Consider the following 15,111-nt stretch of genomic DNA (forward strand, 5'->3'; position numbering starts at 1 on the left):
ACAGGATATGAAAAACGAGGATAAAACCGCTACAAAAAAATTGACAAATACAGGGCCAAGTATTATACTAAAAACGTAAGTGTAACTACTACTTCGGTAGTTATCAAAACAATAAAAAATTTAATCTTTTTTAGGAGGTAAAACCATGCCAGTAAATTTGCAAGGAAGAAACTTTATTACATTAAAAGACTTTACACCGGATGAGATCAGATACTTATTAGACCTTTCCAGAGATTTGAAAGCAAAGAAAAGAGCAGGGATCAAAGGAGATCTTTTGGAGAGAAAGAATGTATGCCTGTTGTTCGAAAAAACATCTACAAGAACACGTTGTGCTTTTGAAGTCGGTGTAATGGATGAAGGCGGACAAGTTACTTTCTTGGGTTCTTCCGACAGCCAAATGGGTAAAAAAGAGTCCATCGAAGATACCGCAAAGGTATTGGGAAGATTCTATGACGGTATTGAATTCAGAGGATTTAAGCAAGAAACTGTAGATATGTTGGCAGCTCATGCCGGAGTACCTGTATGGAACGGATTGACCGATCTCTACCATCCTACACAAATTTTGGCGGACTTCCTGACCGTAACCGAGCACGTTGCAAAACCGCTGAACAAAGTGAAGTTCGTATATGTTGGAGATGCAAGAAACAACATGGGTAACTCTTTGATGATCGGTGCTGCAAAAATGGGAATGGAGTTCCTTGCGATCGCACCGAAGGAATTGTGGCCTGCTCAAGACCTTGTAAATGAGATGAAAGAGGTTGCAAAAGAAACGGGAGCGACCATCAACTTCAGTGAAAGCGTTGACGATGTAAAAGGTGCTGACGTTATCTACACCGACGTTTGGGTATCCATGGGTGAAGAGGCTATGTTTGAAGAGAGAATCAAGCAATTGAAGCCTTACCAAGTAAATATGGATATGATCAAAAAGACGGAAAACGACAACGTGATCTTCCTTCACTGCCTGCCCTCCTTCCACGACCTTAACACCACCGTGGGAGCTGAGATCCATGAGAAATTCGGCTTGACGGAAATGGAAGTAACGGACGAAGTATTCAGAAGCAAGTATTCAAAAGTATTTGATGAAGCTGAAAACAGAATGCATACAATCAAAGCTGTTATGGTTGCTACGATCGGAAAACTGTAAAATTACTATTCAATCAAAATAGAAGGGGGACAGTTTAACTGTCCCCTTTTATTTCAATCACAGAAAATCGGAGGATAAACACATATGAAAAGAATCGTTGTCGCTCTTGGAGGAAACGCACTCGGAAACAACCCCCAAGAACAAATGGAAAAAGTAAGACACACTGCAAAACCGATCGTAGACCTGATCGCAGAAGGAAACGAAGTCATCATTGCTCACGGAAACGGACCTCAGGTAGGAATGATCAACCTCGCTATGGACACTGCAGCTAAAAGCGCTGCAAAAACAGCGGAGATGCCCTTCCCCGAATGTGGAGCGATGAGCCAGGGCTACATCGGCTACCATCTTCAAAATGCGATCAGAGAAGAACTCCTGAACAGAGGAATGAACAAACCGGTCGCAACCATCGTAACACAGGTCGTCGTAGATCGAAACGACAGTGCCTTCCAAAACCCGACCAAACCGATCGGAGCCTTCTACACCAAAGAAGAAGCGGATAAAATCGTAGCGGAAAAAGGCGAAACCTTCAAAGAAGACGCAGGTCGCGGATACCGCAGAGTAGTACCTTCTCCGTTGCCGATCGACGTTACCGAAAAAGAGACGGTAAAAGCGTTGATTGATGCAGGACAGGTTGTTATCACCGTAGGAGGAGGAGGAATCCCCGTCTATGAAGAAGGAAACAAACTTATCGGAGTTCCTGCGGTCATCGACAAAGACTTCGCTTCCGCAAAACTTGCCGAGATCGTCGATGCCGACTACCTCATCATCTTGACGGCAGTCGAAAAAGTTGCGATCAACTTCGGAAAAGAAAACGAAGAGTGGCTGTCCGAGATCAACTTGGATAAAGCAAACCAATATATCGAAGAAGGACATTTTGCACCCGGCTCCATGTTGCCGAAGGTAAAAGCGGCAATGTCCTTTGCTCAGTCCAAAGAAGGAAGACGTGCACTCATCACCTCTCTTGAGAAGGCTGCTGAAGGAATTGAAGGAAAGACCGGAACCGTAATTGTGAAGTAAGAAAAAATCAAGTGCAGAGAGGGTGGCAAGCCCTCTCTTTTTGTAAAGTGCAAAGAACTCTTGCTTTGTTTGAAAAATGAGCATCAAAACGGTCGACTCGTACTCCGTGAGGGCTTTCGACCTTCTCGGGATAAGGGCTCGATCGAAGACGGTAGGAGAAATTATGAATCAGGATTTAATTGAAAAAATGCTGGACGTGGGTCTGAACCGATACGAATCCAAGGCCTATCTTTCGCTTCTTCAAAACCGTTCGGTTACGGCATACGAAATAGCTAAGATATCGGGAGTTCCTCAGTCCAAGATCTACGAGACCATGGAGCGACTGCTCAAGAAAAACCTCGTGAACGTCGTCGATGACAACCCGGTAAAATACATTGCCCTCAATATGGACAACTATATCGACAACTATCGCAAAAACATCGGAGAATCCATAGCCTTTATCAAAGAAGGGATAGAAGAGATCAGCCCCAAAAGAAAGGTATCCCACCTCCTGCATATCACGGGCAGGGACAACGTGGATCAGCAGCTTCGGACCATGCTCGGCAAGGTAAAGGAGTTTGCCTATCTCGAGATCTGGGACACGGACTACGAAGAGATCTATCGGGATGTGGAAAAACTGGTCGATGCGGGTAAGGAAGTCGTCATCGTCCTTTATGGAGAAGTCAAAAAAGAAGTCGGCAAGGTATACCATCATGAGATGGAAGGACTCTTGAATCAAAAGAGGAGCCTCGGCAGATGGATGACCCTTGTTGTGGACGGCAAAGAATCTCTGTTTTCGATCGAAAACGACGAAGGTGTACAGGGTATATGGACGGAGAACGAAAGTTTTATGGTCATGGCGGAGGCCTTTATTGCCCACGATATTTTTCTGGCGGAGATCTACAAACGGTATCGTGAAGATTTGGACAGGGACTTCGGCCCCAATCTTCAAAAAATCAGGGAACATATTAAAATCAGGTAAAGTGGGAAAACAAAGAAAATTATGGCGATATCTTGATATCGAAAGAAAGTAAAGGATGGCGAGAAATCTTATGTATCAAAAAACAGTGATCGTTGTCAGTGATTCAAGTTTACATGCCAGGCCTGCTTCGGAGTTTGTAAGATTGGCATCGACCTTTCGCTCGGAGTTGTTCGTTGAACTCCCGGGCAAAAAAATCAACGCCAAAAGCATCATAGGGGTTTTGTCTGCGGGTATCGGAAACGGTGTGGAAGTAGTCATTACAGGAGAGGGAATTGACAGTAAAGAGGCGGTCGAGAGACTGTGTAGATTTTTGAGTGAGGAACTGCAAGAAATGGACAGGTATTGAAGTACCGGCGATGGAAAGGAACTGCCGAACAAAGATATAGACCGCTGTTGTTTTACAAGCTACAGAAAGATTGTGAAATAATGGCGTTCAACAACCTTTTTCGTGCAGGAGCGGTATCGGAGCGTTTCTTCGAAGTATCCACGACAGTCCAAACAGTATAAGCAAGTTCAAACGGATCGGCAGGCAATCATGTATGATCGTGGAATACGATTCTCCGATAGAGGTAGGGATAGTTCTGTTTTTCGACCGCGAAAAACGGTTTTATCTTCTATGGACCACAGATCGTTTGTATCCACAACTCAAAGGAGGATAGTATAAGACAGCGGATAAACGCAAAAGGACCGAGAACCGGGGAGGAAGAGATGGGAAAGTCTCGTCCTCCCTGTTTTATTGGAGCTGAAATATATGAGGACGCCGTATGGTCCGTACTTTTGCGACAACCAAAGGGATTATAGGAAGTAATCTGTCTTGCACTAATAAACATTTAATCAAAACTTATTATCAAAGTATTGACAAAAATTATCAAAAATATTAGAATATTTAGCAAGTAGAACCTTCTTATACGAAGAGAGCTTCTACATAAAACCCTGTATTGAATGATACGGGGGAGAGAAGGGAGGCAAGAGAACGGCCTGACAACAAGGCGGGGAGGACTTTGGGGACATCATAGCTGCCACATAGGGAAAAAGAAGTTCGAAATACCGCCGTCGTTCGATGCTTTTGCGTTCTCTGCTCATTCAAAACCATCGGTGTAGGAATGGAGTAACGAGGATATGTTGAATAAATCCGAACTATGGGTTTGCTTGAGTACAACAGATTCGATTATATGGAGGAGGATATTATGAAGAATAAAAAGAAGTTCCTCAGTCTGCTCTTACTTCTACTGCTGATCGCTCCTAAGAGTTTTGCGGAGATGATCCCGACTCCGGGTACCTACTATCCCGATTTTATCAGGGAACAGTATGATATCGGCAAGGATGTGCCGATCCGCCTTAAGATCCAAAAATATCATATCATCTATACGGATCCCTACGGCCCCTACGTGGAAGACGGAAGGCTGATGGTATCGATAAAGACGGTCGAGGATCTGCTCGGAGGAAGGGTGATCCACAAAAAGGGAGAGAAGAAGGCGAAGATCGAACTCTACGGAACGACAATAGAAGTGGAAGCCGGTTCCGATAAGATCAAGGTCAACGGCAAGACGGAGCCTATCTCCAAGAAGGTACGAGCATATAGGAACACCCTTCTGATCCCTCTGCGAATGATCTTGGATCATACGAATATCAGGTATAACTATGACAACAAGTACCATCAACTCCATATCACGGATGAGAGGACATCGATCCAAGACATCGTAAAAAATGTACAGATAGGAAATGGAAATAAGAAGGAAGATCATGCGATCAAGTTGATCAAGTACGGCTTTCGACGAGGAGAGGCGGTCAACCGCATCGTAGGCATCAATGTATCGGGTAGGACCCTGCGTAAGGGAGAGTCCGAGATAAGATCTCAAATTGTACACTATAAGAGAGAGGGCGGATTGGAGAAAGAGTTTACCTTTGAAAGTGATAATTACAGCAGGGGTACACATGAGGACCTGCCAGCCGTTAAAAACGGCGGTCAAATAAGCAGAGAGTTGACGCTCGGAGATTATTTTAAAAATGATGTGGCCTATATCTTTGTAACGGGAAGGATAGATCCTTTTTTTGAGGATTAGGAGAGAGACTTTTTGAAAGATAGGCGGGTAAAGTTCAAGACGTAACACCTTGGAGGGATTCGGAGATTTCCAGGGTGTTAGGGAAACACCGAACAAGGGCAAACTTTCGATTTTTCTTCGAGGTTATAAAATACAAAAGTTTGTCATATCAATGTTTTCAAGAGTTTTATTCTTCATACAAAATTGATTTTAGGTTTATTTCCGGAATTGTGCGGTATGTCCTTAGGTTTATATTTGAGAAGGCGGAACGGTATGTCTACTGTTCTTCGATAGAGGTATACTTATATTTGCTTTGGAGCTATGCAGATCCGTCTTATCTTTTACGGAGTACAAGTCGGCATATCTATTAGTTTAAATGATAATAGCATCAGATATGAAACATAGGGAAACGATTTTTTACAGTTTCCCCTATTTTATGCTTGACAACAGCGGGGACTTGATATACAATATATTATTTAAAATTTGACATTCCTCCTATCAAGTGATATAATGATGAGGTATCAGTGATGGGAAAGGGTGGTATTATGGCAAGTAAACATACATTGGATGATATTAAGCGTGGCCTGGAGAAACACCTTGGAAAAGACATCGTTGTTAGAGCAAACAAAGGAAGGAAAAAGATCGTGACCAGGGAGGGTGTCTTGGAGTGTACCTACCCGAGCGTGTTTGTGGTTGCATATTCGGACGGAGATGATCGTATTACGAGGGTCTCTTACAGTTATGCGGATGTTTTGACCTCGAATGTGCAGTTGACCTTGGTTCGAAACGAGATGAAATACGCTTAGAGACCCATAGATAGGGAGCGGAAGCTCGGCAGGTTGCCGGGCTTTTTTGTATACCGATGCCGGTATGCGTTTTTTTTGTAAATTCATTTGTCTTTTTTCCTTCTTATAGTATAATAGTACTGATATTCAAATAAGAAGAGGACATCCCGGGAACGCAAGAAGGGGATCGGAGGGAGGGACTGCGGAGTTTGACTCGACTTACATAGCAGTTCGGACCTCGGAGAGGATAAGAATACGGATATGACGGATGAGAAGAACGGATATATAGATGAGATCGGGGTGGAGGCCTATGCGAAGATCAACCTGTCCCTGGATATCGTGGGCAGGCTGGACAACGGATATCATCTGCTCGAGATGTTGTTGCAGAGCATAGACCTGAAGGACGAACTGGTTTTTCGAAGAATTCCGCAGGAAGCTGTCGTGCTGAAGGCGGAGAACACGGATCTTCCCACGGACGGAAGAAACATTATTGTAAGAGCGGTGGAGCTTTTTTGTAACGAAACGGGACTGCCGCGTGAATACGAGATCTTTTTGCGAAAGAATATCCCTGCGGAGGCCGGGATGGCAGGAGGAAGCGTCAATGCCGCAGCGACCCTGAAGGCGCTCAACACGATGAACAAAGCCCCCCTCGGAGAAGAGGCTCTTGCCCGCCTTGCTCTGCAACTGGGGGCCGATGTCCCTTTTTGTCTTCGGGGAGGAACGATGTGGGCGGAAGGCATCGGAGAAAATTTGACGCCTCTTCCCCCTCTGAGCCTGAAACTGCTGATCGTAAAACCGGACAAGGGAGTATCGACGAAGGAAGCCTATCGGAACACCGACCTCTCTTCGCTCAAGAACAGGCCCGACAGCGAGGCCTTGCTCGCCGCCGTAAGAGAGGGAAGGCGGAGCGACCTGCCCAAGTACATGGGCAATGTACTCTATCCCTATGCCAATAAATGTGTGCCGCAGATCGGAGAGATCATTCGGGATATGGAGGAGAAGTTCGACTGCTCCAAGGCGATGATGACGGGCAGCGGTTCCACGGTGTTCGGTATCTTTGAGAACGGATCTCGAAGGGAAGAGGCAAGGGCTTATTTCGCAAAGAGGTACAAGCAGGTGTTTTTGGCGGAGACCGTCGATAAATCATTGGATTGGAAGAAGTGAGACTATGAAGGATAAGATAAAAGTGGGAATTTTGTTCGGCGGACAGTCTGCCGAACACGAGGTCTCCTGTCGTTCTGCGGAGTTCGTATATCGAAGCATCGACAGGGAGAGGTTTGAGCCTTTTTTGATAGGGATCGACAAGGAAGGCCGATATCATTATTTGAAAGGACATGAAGACTCTCTCTTGAACTGCACTTGGACAGAGTATGTCGAGGATGACAGGGTGTGTTTTTCACAGGGAGATCAGGCTTTTTTTATGGAAACGGGGGGAGAGAAGGTGTTTTTGGACGTAGCTTTCCCCGTTTTGCACGGACCTAACGGAGAAGACGGCAAGTTGCAGGGACTGTTTGAATTTACGGGACTTCCCTATGTGGGCTGCAATACGATCTCGTCCGCCATCTGTATGGACAAGGATATGACAAAGAAGCTGATGGCTGCGGAGGGCATTTCTCAAGTGCCTTATTTCTGCCTGTATGAGGAGGATGAGAACAGCGATGAAGATGTAGCGACACGAGCGTCCGACATCGGCTACCCCGTCTTTGTCAAGCCCTGCAATATGGGCTCGAGCGTAGGAGTATCCAAGGTCGAAGGGGAGGAAGAACTCTTTGAGGCGATCGCCGAGGCCTTCAAGTACGATGACAAGGTGCTTGTCGAGAAGGGGCTTGATGTCTTGGAGCTGGAGGTTGCGGCCTTTGGGAAAAGAAACGACTTCAAATTGTCGACCGTAGGTGCCATAAGACCCAACGAGACCTTCTACGACTACGAGACCAAGTATTTGACGAATGACGCGGAGTTTGACATCCCGGCTCCCCTGAGTAAAAAAGAGGAAGAGGAGCTCAGAGGGATGGCGAAAAAGGCCTTTCGTGCAGCGATGTGCTACGGCTTGTCGAGGATCGATTTTTTGATGGACAGGAAGGACAAAAAGATTTATTTCAACGAGATCAATACCCTGCCCGGCTTTACCGCCATCAGCCTCTATCCGAAACTGATGGAGTTTGACGGAATGGGTCCGATGCAACTAATATCGGGCTTGATTGACTTGGCATTGGAAAGAGGAGGAAGACTGTAATGGGAAGAGAAGCGGATAAGTCGATCGGAGTCTTTGACTCGGGAGTGGGCGGACTTACGATCATCAAGGAGATCATGAAACTGCTTCCGGGTGAAAACGTCGTTTATTTCGGAGATACGGCTCGTGTTCCCTACGGTCCCAGATCTTCGGAAACGATTACGAAGTACACCTTCCAATCGATCAATTTTTTGTTGGAACAGGACATCAAGGCGATTGTGATTGCCTGTAATACCGCGAGCGCAAGGAGTTTGAAGAAGGCGCAGGAGAGATACAACATTCCGATCTTGGGAGTGATCAAACCGGGGGCGAAGGCCGCCGTCGAATCGACCCTCAACAATAGGATCGGAGTGATAGGAACGGAAGGAACGATCAATTCCAACGCTTATACGATGGAGATGAGTGAGCTTGATGCCGGGGTCTCTATTTTTACAAGGGCCTGCCCCCTTTTTGTTCCCATTGTGGAGGAGGGGTGGTCGAATACGGATGTTGCCAAATTGACGGCGCAGGCCTATCTGAGCGAGTTCAACGAGAGGGACATCGATACGCTTGTCTTGGGCTGTACCCATTATCCCTTGCTTGAGGAGACCATAGGCAAGGTTCTCAAGAAACCCATCCGCCTCGTCAATCCGGCGATAGAGACCGCCCGTGCGCTCAAGGAGATGCTCGAGGATCGAGGTTTGCTCAGAGAAGGCGGAAGAGAAGGCAGTTACAAGTATTTTGTTTCGGACAGACCGAACAATTTCTCAAAAGTTGGAGAACGTTTTTTAAACAGAGAGATAAGGGGTATATCTTTGATAGAGATACAGAGGTATTGATTTTTCTTCGGTTGGAAAGGAGAATACGATTGCAGGATACGTTGATACAGATCACAACCATGCAATGGAACAGTGATACCAAGGAAGAGGAGAGTATTCAACTGACTACGGAAGGTCAGTACACCTTCAAGAAAGACCATCTTTATCTGGTCTATCAGGAGTCCGAGCTTTCGGGGATGAAGGGGACGACAACGACGCTGAAGCTCCAAGAGGGCGGGATCGTTTCGTTGCGACGCTACGGAGTCTCCAATATGGATATGGTCTTTACCGAAGGGAAGAGATTCAAGACGATGTACCACACTCCCTACGGAGATGTACCGATGGAGATCTTGACGAAAAACATCGAGTGCGAAGTGAGCAAAGAACCGTTTTCGGCAAAGGTTACCATCGAATATGACATCTGTGTGAAGAATTTGTTTGACGGAAAAAACAAGATGACCATCATTGCCAAAAAATAAAAAATTTAAGGAATGAGAAGAATGTTAATCAATAGGATAGAAAAGACAATAGAAGAGAACCGTCTCTTGTCTGAAGGCGACAAAGTGATCATCGCTTTGTCGGGAGGACCCGACTCCTTGTTTCTTCTGCATGTTCTGACACAGCTCAGAGAACGTTACAAGCTGACCCTCTATGCGGTGCATTTGAACCATCGCATCAGGGGTTTTGATGCACACAGGGACGCCCTGTTTTGTGCCGAACTTTGTGATCGAAGAGATATTCCCTTCTTTGTGAGATCCATCGACGTGCCCGAGATGTCGAAGAACTTGAAGATGACGATGGAAGAGGCTGCAAGAGAAGCAAGATACAAGCTTTTCTTTGAACTTAAAGAAGAATTGGGTATAAACCGCATCGCAGTGGCTCACAATATGGACGATCAGGTGGAAACGGTCCTCATGCGTATTATGAGAGGTACGGGGCTTTACGGTCTCAAGGGGATGGACTATCATCTGCCCAACGGACTTATCAGACCCCTGCTCGATGTGGAAAAAAAGGAGATCCTCGCTTATTTGAAGGAACACGTTCTTTCCTGGTGTGTCGATGAGACAAACGAAGAGGCGGTCTATACACGAAACAAGATACGATTGGAACTTTTGCCCCTGATGGAAGAGTTTTCGCCCAAGGTCAAGGAGAGTATATCGAGGATGGCGGCAACGCTCAGAGAGGACGGAAACTACATTGAATCGGTGGCGAGTATTCTGTTTGAGGAGAGTTCTTCCCCCGTGTCCGAGAATACGATCAAGGTCGATATCGAAGCCCTGCTTAACCGCCCCCCTGCAATCAAAAAGAGGGAGGTAAGATATGCGATCCGAAGCGTCCTTCATTCGCTTAAGGGAATTGAAGCGGTACATCTCGACGAAGTCATGGCTTTGGCGGAAAATCAAAAATCCTATGCAAAGGTGAACCTTCCCGGAGGATTATGGGTATATAAGAAGGGGAATATGCTCTACTTTTCGACCGAAGAATTGAAAGAGCAGGAACTCAGTTTTTCTTATTCGCTCGGAAGAAACGGCAGAGTCTTTATCTCCGAGATTGGAACGCAGATTACAGCCAAGACTCTGACAAGGGACAAACATCTCATCCTTCCGACGGGCAAATATACCAAAGCCTTTGATCTCGACAAGATACAAGGAAGTCTCATCGTTCGAAACCGGGAGGTCGGAGATAAGATAAGACCTATGGGGCTTGGAGGGACCAAGAAGATCAAAAACATCTTTATCGACGAGAAAATAACCGTAGAAGATAGAGATAAGGTTCCCATCATCACGGACGAGAGGGGAAATATCATTTGGGTTGTGGGCTTCTGTATCAGCGATGATTTTAAAATAGATGAGACAACACGAAATGTGATTCAAATACATGTAAAGCATAATCAATAATTTAGATTGGGGGATTCTGACATTGAAAAAAGACTTAGGCGGAAAATTACTTTATCTTGCTTTGGCTGTCGTATGTGTTTTTTTGGTAGTAACGATGTTTAATCCGGAAAAGAAAGAGAAGAAAATTACGTTCCGGGAGTTTTACGACGGTTTCAAAAAAGGCCGAATAGAACAGATGTATATTCGGGACAACTATACGATTCAAGGGATCATGACGGGGGATGTGATAGGCTTCAGCACCTATGCACCGCCCTTCGTTTGGACGGATTCGTTAAAAGAAGAAATCTACTCTAAGATGGACGAGGGTTCTTTGAAACAGGTACAGATTCAAGAGCCTTCCAAAACGGGAATTCTTTGGCAGATCTTGCCTTCGATCGTGATGATCCTTCTCTTCCTCGGCTTCTTTGTGATGATGCAACAGTCGCAGGGAGGAGGCTCGAAGGTGATGGGCTTCGGCAAATCGAGGGCAAAGCTGCACAGTGATGAAAACAAGGTGCACATCAGTTTTCAGGATGTCGCCGGCTTGGATGAAGAAAAAGAGGAACTCAAGGAGATCGTCGACTTCCTCAAGTTTCCCAAAAAGTACCTCCTTCTTGGAGCCAGAATACCCAAGGGGATCTTGATGGTAGGCCCTCCGGGAACGGGAAAGACGTACCTGAGCAAGGCGGTAGCGGGAGAAGCGGGAGTACCCTTCTTCTCGATATCGGGTTCGGACTTTGTGGAGATGTTTGTAGGAGTAGGAGCCTCCAGGGTGCGAGATCTCTTTGAACAGGCGAAGAAGGCCTCTCCCTGCATCGTGTTCATCGACGAGATCGACGCGGTAGGAAGAAGAAGGGGAGCAGGACTCGGCGGAGGACACGACGAGAGAGAGCAGACCCTGAACCAGCTCCTTGTCGAAATGGACGGGTTCGGGATCAACGAAGGTATCATCGTGATGGCTGCGACCAACAGACCCGACATCTTAGACCCCGCTCTGCTCAGACCGGGACGTTTTGACAGACAAGTCATGGTAGGAACGCCCGACGTCAAAGGCAGAGAAGCGATCTTGAAGGTCCACTCCAAGAACAAACCCTTGGAGGAGGATGTCGATTTGAAGGTGATCGCCCGCGGGACCGCAGGTTTTACCCCCGCCGACATCGAAAACCTGATGAACGAGGCGGCTCTGCTGACAGCGAGAGCCAATGAGCCTAAGATAAAGATGGGAACGATAGAAGAAGCTATTATCAAAGTCGTGGTCGGGGTTGCGAAGAAGTCCAGAGTCATCACCGAGGCGGAGAAGAAGCTGACCGCCTATCATGAGGCGGGACACGCAGTCTTAGCAAACATTTTGAAACACACCGACCCCGTTCACCAAGTGACCATCATCCCCAGAGGGATGGCGGGAGGCTTTACCATGAGTAGGCCGACCGAGGACCGCTATTATACGACAAAGGCGGAATTGAAGGAAGAATTGGTCGAACTGCTTGGCGGAAGAGTTGCGGAAGAGTTGATCCTGGATGATATCTCTACCGGGGCAAGCAACGACTTGGAAAGGGTGGCAAAGATTGCAAGAGCGATGGTGACTACCTATGCGATGAGCGACAACCTCGGTGCGATGGCCTATGGCGACAGCTCGGACGAGGTCTTCTTGGGCAAGGACTTTACGACCAGAAGAAATTATTCGGAAGAAGTCGCCTCCGAGATTGATAAGGAAGTCAAAAAGATTGTTGATGAGGCACAGGCAACCGCTCGAAAACTTCTGACCGACAACATCGACAAACTTCATAATGTCGCACAGGCCCTGCTCGTCTATGAGACCTTAAATGCGGAAGAGTTCCAACAGGCCTTTAACGGAGAACTCGATCTGCAACTCGATTCCATGTCCGACAAGGAGAAAGTCTTCTTGACACAGGGAAGCGAGCACAGCGAGCACAGCGAGCACGTCAAAACGATAGAAGAGCAGTATGAAGAGGCGGACCGTTACAGAGAGCAGGAGATCGAAGAAAAGATCCGACACGCCAAGGAGACCATAGGCAAGAAGGAAGAAGTACAAGACAAGGAAGAAAAGCAAGAAAAAGAAACTTCCGACCAGGATACCGAGATGTAATACTAAAACCCAATTAAAATGTCAGGTGTATGGGATGTATGGAGATAAATAAGAATTTGTAGTAAATGAAAGCGAAAATGGAACTAATACTACGTTTTTGGAACCGAAAACCAAGTCGTGAAACATATAAATCAGAACTCGCTAACGCTCAAACAGCTGATTTATAACGACGTTTCACTCATTTGGATCGGTTCGAAAAAACTTCGTAAATCGTTCTTCATTTTTCACTTTCATACCCAAGTTGCTCATACAGATAACTAGGCAATTTAAACAGGTAATAGTATAAGGAAAAAGAGCTTGCTCCTTTATCCGTAAGATAAAGAGGCAGGCTCTTTTTTGTGAGCATATGGAAACCGACCTTGTAATACTACTATTCTTTTGAATAGTGGATATAAACAATCTGTGACCCATGGAAGACAACATAGTTTTTCGTCATCGAAAAATAGATATATCCACATTTCTATTGAAAAATAGTATAAGAACAGAGTCGTATCATTGGAAAAATCGGCATCATACCACTATCGATTCAAATTGTCCGGTCGTGAAGTTTGAATTTCAGGACTACTCAAAACGTTTTCGAAAAAAATTATATTCTCTGTATACCTGACATTTCAAACGGAAAATCGTATAATGTTTGATATCATACGGCTGATAGAAGTATTGAAGGTCGCGGATACAAAAAGGCTTTCGTATTTTGCGAACCCGTAGAAAGGTCGGAAACTTCTCCTTGTAAGCGATCTTCCTAAAAAAGGAGACACCGCATAATTTGAAAAATCAGCAATAAAACCAATTTTATATGAACACTGAATTTCTCGAAAACATTGATTTGACAAGATGTAATTTCTTGCAAATTCATAGAAAAATCAAGACTTCATATTTGTGCGGTATTGCCAAAGAGATTGCTCTCTTGTTCAGACAACTTCTAAGGCTCGCCTGTTTGGGATGCAAATTCTTTGCCCTGCTTCTCATACTCCGCTATGGTGCGAACCACCTTTCCTTCGGAAGTGTAAGAATACACTCTGCCTCCGTAAGAGAAGGTCATTCCGAGCTCCCCATATTTTTTTGTCGGAATATGTTGTTCTTCGAGAATCCGATCGATGCTCTTGTCGTCGAAGTTATTCGGATCCTTCTCAAACTCTTCGTTTATAATATCCAAGGTCTTTAAGATATGTTCATCTTCGGAAACAGACATGACGACTAAAGATCTGTGTTTTTTATTTGTGAAAAGCTCCGGACGATTGTGATAAACGAAGACGGATCCTACTGCCATGACAAGTATAAAAGCCAGTAGAGACAACAGTTTTTTATTCATACATTCCAACCTCCCATAGAAACTTAAAAACCTAAAAAATAAACCGTTTTCCATTAAGAAGATAAGGTTGCAGGAACAACTCGCTGTAACGATCCTCTTTATCTTATAATATCAGTTTATTCAAAAGCAATCAACAAAAAATCTTTTTTTTTATAAAATTTAATAAGTGAATTGAACTTTATTTTCAGACAATGATTAGAGTGTTGGTATAAAATAATCTGAGATTTCGATTTGTATCAATACTATGGAAGTGTTGTAGAAATATACAAAATTGCTTTTTCGATGATTTTTGAAAGCTGGAAGCTTTATAAAACCGAGATTTTCGGGAATCCTTTATCCCGAGAAAACGGAATTTCTTCGATTTTTAGAATTGTATTTCATTACCGCTATTCTCCATTCGAACTATCAAATGCAAAAAATATATAATTATTGAAAAAATGGAAGCATAGTTCAAGGGGGTCAAGAAGTCAGCGGATACTATTATTCATTCTGACGCTTGATATCAACCTCCTTTGTTCTATGGATTATAAAACAAATTTTTTTGCTTGTGAATGTGGATATAACTATACTTCTATTGAATAATCGTACAAACGGATAACGGTGTCAAAAGGAATACTACAAAAGAAAAGTTCCTGATCACAGATGAGTTTGCAACAATATCCGCGCGGATGTGGTATATATATGAAATTTGTGTTAAGAATGAAGCGAAACAATGTAATTCAAGGTGACAGTATGATATGCTATATAAGACCTTGTGGATACGGATGGGCGGGAATATGGAAGAGATAGGTCTATCGAAACACCGCATAATTCAAAAATTCAGCATAAAATCAACGCAA

13 protein-coding genes are annotated in these 15,111 nt (G+C 44.8%); 12 read left to right on the forward strand and 1 reads right to left on the reverse strand.

Features of this window, described 5'->3' with window-relative positions; all coding sequences use genetic code 11:
• Positions 1-145: 145 nt before the first annotated feature.
• The 12 genes from argF (at position 146) to ftsH (ending at position 12,960) form a co-directional block, all read left to right on the forward strand.
• Positions 146-1,144, forward strand: coding sequence for an ornithine carbamoyltransferase (argF, locus tag ACFO4R_RS06525; protein ID WP_379788251.1), 999 nt, complete (start codon positions 146-148; stop codon positions 1,142-1,144).
• Between the two features lie 84 nt (positions 1,145-1,228).
• Positions 1,229-2,161 (forward strand): carbamate kinase, encoded by a 933-nt coding sequence (gene arcC, locus ACFO4R_RS06530; RefSeq protein ID WP_379788252.1) that lies wholly within the window; start codon positions 1,229-1,231, stop codon positions 2,159-2,161.
• Between the two features lie 163 nt (positions 2,162-2,324).
• Positions 2,325-3,122: a TrmB family transcriptional regulator gene (locus ACFO4R_RS06535; protein ID WP_379788253.1), complete on the forward strand. Its 798-nt coding sequence runs from the start codon at positions 2,325-2,327 to the stop codon at positions 3,120-3,122.
• A 70-nt stretch (positions 3,123-3,192) separates the two neighbouring features.
• The gene (locus tag ACFO4R_RS06540; protein ID WP_379788254.1) at positions 3,193-3,468 is read left to right on the forward strand and encodes an HPr family phosphocarrier protein; all 276 of its coding nucleotides are present in this window, start codon (positions 3,193-3,195) and stop codon (positions 3,466-3,468) included.
• An 841-nt stretch (positions 3,469-4,309) separates the two neighbouring features.
• The gene (locus tag ACFO4R_RS06545) at positions 4,310-5,185 is read left to right on the forward strand and encodes a copper amine oxidase N-terminal domain-containing protein (protein WP_379788255.1); all 876 of its coding nucleotides are present in this window, start codon (positions 4,310-4,312) and stop codon (positions 5,183-5,185) included.
• 524 nt (positions 5,186-5,709) lie between these two features.
• Positions 5,710-5,970, forward strand: coding sequence for a Veg family protein (locus ACFO4R_RS06550; RefSeq protein WP_379788256.1), 261 nt, complete (start codon positions 5,710-5,712; stop codon positions 5,968-5,970).
• Between the two features lie 240 nt (positions 5,971-6,210).
• Positions 6,211-7,113, forward strand: coding sequence for a 4-(cytidine 5'-diphospho)-2-C-methyl-D-erythritol kinase (gene ispE, locus ACFO4R_RS06555; RefSeq protein ID WP_379788257.1), 903 nt, complete (start codon positions 6,211-6,213; stop codon positions 7,111-7,113).
• Between the two features lie 4 nt (positions 7,114-7,117).
• Positions 7,118-8,182 (forward strand): D-alanine--D-alanine ligase family protein, encoded by a 1,065-nt coding sequence (locus ACFO4R_RS06560; RefSeq protein ID WP_379788258.1) that lies wholly within the window; start codon positions 7,118-7,120, stop codon positions 8,180-8,182.
• Positions 8,182-8,997 (forward strand): glutamate racemase, encoded by an 816-nt coding sequence (gene murI / locus ACFO4R_RS06565; RefSeq protein ID WP_379788259.1) that lies wholly within the window; start codon positions 8,182-8,184, stop codon positions 8,995-8,997. Before ACFO4R_RS06560 ends, murI begins: the two co-directional genes overlap by 1 nt.
• A gap of 29 nt (positions 8,998-9,026) precedes the next feature.
• The gene (locus tag ACFO4R_RS06570) at positions 9,027-9,455 is read left to right on the forward strand and encodes a YwiB family protein (protein ID WP_379788260.1); all 429 of its coding nucleotides are present in this window, start codon (positions 9,027-9,029) and stop codon (positions 9,453-9,455) included.
• Between the two features lie 21 nt (positions 9,456-9,476).
• A complete protein-coding gene (gene tilS / locus ACFO4R_RS06575; RefSeq protein WP_379788261.1) occupies positions 9,477-10,874 on the forward strand; it encodes a tRNA lysidine(34) synthetase TilS in 1,398 nt (465 codons plus the stop codon).
• 22 nt (positions 10,875-10,896) lie between these two features.
• On the forward strand, positions 10,897-12,960 hold the full coding sequence (gene ftsH, locus ACFO4R_RS06580; RefSeq protein WP_379788262.1) for an ATP-dependent zinc metalloprotease FtsH: 2,064 nt from the start codon (positions 10,897-10,899) through the stop codon (positions 12,958-12,960).
• Positions 12,961-13,882: 922 nt separating this feature from the next.
• On the opposite strand, the gene ACFO4R_RS06585 is transcribed toward ftsH, so the two are convergent.
• Positions 13,883-14,272, reverse strand: a complete 390-nt coding sequence (locus ACFO4R_RS06585; RefSeq protein WP_379788263.1) for a hypothetical protein — start codon at positions 14,270-14,272, stop codon at positions 13,883-13,885.
• Positions 14,273-15,111: the final 839 nt, after the last annotated feature.

It is taken from the genome of Filifactor villosus, from assembly GCF_042652965.1.
In the GTDB taxonomy this organism is placed as follows: Bacteria; Bacillota; Clostridia; order Peptostreptococcales; family Filifactoraceae; genus Filifactor; species Filifactor villosus.

What these genes read in the sequence shown, in the direction of transcription:
- argF (WP_379788251.1), top strand. Translation starts at nt 146, where the DNA reads ATGCCAGTAAATTTGCAAGGAAGAAACTTTATTACATTAAAAGACTTT.
- arcC (WP_379788252.1), top strand. Translation starts at nt 1,229, where the DNA reads ATGAAAAGAATCGTTGTCGCTCTTGGAGGAAACGCACTCGGAAACAAC.
- ACFO4R_RS06535 (WP_379788253.1), top strand. Translation starts at nt 2,325, where the DNA reads ATGAATCAGGATTTAATTGAAAAAATGCTGGACGTGGGTCTGAACCGA.
- ACFO4R_RS06540 (WP_379788254.1), top strand. Translation starts at nt 3,193, where the DNA reads ATGTATCAAAAAACAGTGATCGTTGTCAGTGATTCAAGTTTACATGCC.
- ACFO4R_RS06545 (WP_379788255.1), top strand. Translation starts at nt 4,310, where the DNA reads ATGAAGAATAAAAAGAAGTTCCTCAGTCTGCTCTTACTTCTACTGCTG.
- ACFO4R_RS06550 (WP_379788256.1), top strand. Translation starts at nt 5,710, where the DNA reads ATGGCAAGTAAACATACATTGGATGATATTAAGCGTGGCCTGGAGAAA.
- ispE (WP_379788257.1), top strand. Translation starts at nt 6,211, where the DNA reads ATGACGGATGAGAAGAACGGATATATAGATGAGATCGGGGTGGAGGCC.
- ACFO4R_RS06560 (WP_379788258.1), top strand. Translation starts at nt 7,118, where the DNA reads ATGAAGGATAAGATAAAAGTGGGAATTTTGTTCGGCGGACAGTCTGCC.
- murI (WP_379788259.1), top strand. Translation starts at nt 8,182, where the DNA reads ATGGGAAGAGAAGCGGATAAGTCGATCGGAGTCTTTGACTCGGGAGTG.
- tilS (WP_379788261.1), top strand. Translation starts at nt 9,477, where the DNA reads ATGTTAATCAATAGGATAGAAAAGACAATAGAAGAGAACCGTCTCTTG.
- ACFO4R_RS06585 (WP_379788263.1), bottom strand. Translation starts at nt 14,272, where the DNA reads ATGAATAAAAAACTGTTGTCTCTACTGGCTTTTATACTTGTCATGGCA.